General features: G+C 46.0%; 1 protein-coding gene. It reads left to right on the top strand.

The window, feature by feature from the left end; all coding sequences use genetic code 11:
* A partial coding sequence (locus DZ54_RS0117070) for a LysM peptidoglycan-binding domain-containing protein (RefSeq protein ID WP_025675418.1) occupies positions 1-1,439 on the top strand: 1,439 nt, incomplete at its 5' end.
* Positions 1,440-1,584: the final 145 nt, after the last annotated feature.

Genomic DNA, 1,584 nt, shown 5'->3' with positions numbered 1-1,584 from the left:
AATACGAATACTGTTTTGAGATTGCCAGCTCGGACAAGGTATTTAGCAAAACAGTGGGGTGCAAGTTTCTATTGGCCGAGACCCAGCAGGAAGGCATGACGGGTTACTGGCAAACCGCCCCTACTGAACACGGTACTAAATACACCACGTATACCGCATTCAATGAGCCCAAAAAACTCGTCGCGAAAGTGGCCTCAGCCTCAATGGGCATCAGCGTACCCGAGCCTGTGCAGGTAAAGTCGATTGGCTCAGGTATCATCCAAGAAGCGTTTATTCCTGTGACACCCTCTGTTCAACTCGGTGAACGACTGGGCTTGCCCACCGAAGGCTATTATTACCATTTTCACCAAAAGCGCTTGGTGCAAGAATACAAGCTATTAGGTAAGGGTAAATGGCAGTTTTACGCCACGCGGTCTAGGCATGACAGACTCAACACAGAGCAAGGTTTTAATCGTTACCAAAGCGCCATTTTGGTGTACTGGAAAATAGGAGGCAAAGAGGTCGAAGACCAGCACCTCGTCTATCTCAAAGAAGCCATTACACGTGACGAACTCGATAGCGTAGACGATGAATGGCTGGAAGAAAAGGGCGTTGAACTGTCTATCAGTGAATTACTCGCCGCGCCCAAGCAAGCGGTTGCTAAACGAGCTGAGCCCTCTGAAAAGGATACCGATAAGGGTGATGAGCCCACGCCACCGACAACACATACGGTTAAAGCTGACCCAGCCACCCGCCAACGCGAATTATGGCCCGCTATTGCCGCACAATACGGTTTATCCGCCAAGCAGCTGTTGGAATTAAACCCGCAGTATGACGCCGATCCGATGGCGTTGAAGGTTGGGGATCGTCTAACGGTCAGTCAGCCGGCGGCGAAAAAAGAAAAGCAATCAATGACGCGTAATTTACCACCAGAAAAACCACAGAAATATAACCTAGCGGCCAATACCCACTATACGTTTGATGGCATTTTGCAGGGGACGTCGGTCAAACCAATAAATCGTGACAAAATGCTGAGCGCTGAAATTTCAGTTGTTAATTTAACTCAGCTATCCCCTCAAGACGTTGATGATGCATATCTTGTTTTTGCTGACAAACGAATGAGCGTGGAGGATTTTGCGCTTGAAACATATTTATCAACTCGAGAACATATAATCGAGCATGTTCTTAATTCAAACCCTCATTTGAGACGTAGTTTTAGTCAGATTATTGAAGGAATGCCCCTTGTCGTGTCGCCTTGGTCTGAAGTCCATCCGGATGAAGAGTTTGCCATCAAACAGGCTAACGACTTAATGAATGAGTTCCTCACCCTTTCAAGTGAACAGAAAAAGTGGTTCGCAGAGCATCACGAAACAACAACGAATGCACTACTTATGAGTGCAACATCTGGCCTAGATATTCACCAGCAGGACACAAACACATCTATGCTGGCAGAGCTCTGAGGAATCCCCTGATGATTTAGATAAAAATCATCAATTTAAGGTAGATGCACACCTTGTCATATGATCAAATGGTTTCACCAAAAATCAATAATCAGACAACAAGATGTGCGAACTACAATATCTTACATGACTCTCTCTACCAATT

The sequence above is a fragment of the Salinivibrio socompensis S35 genome (assembly GCF_000513715.1).
Classification (GTDB): domain Bacteria; phylum Pseudomonadota; class Gammaproteobacteria; order Enterobacterales; family Vibrionaceae; genus Salinivibrio; species Salinivibrio socompensis.
Note: the sequence above shows the minus strand (reverse complement) of the source record. Positions and strands in the feature narration are given on the sequence as shown.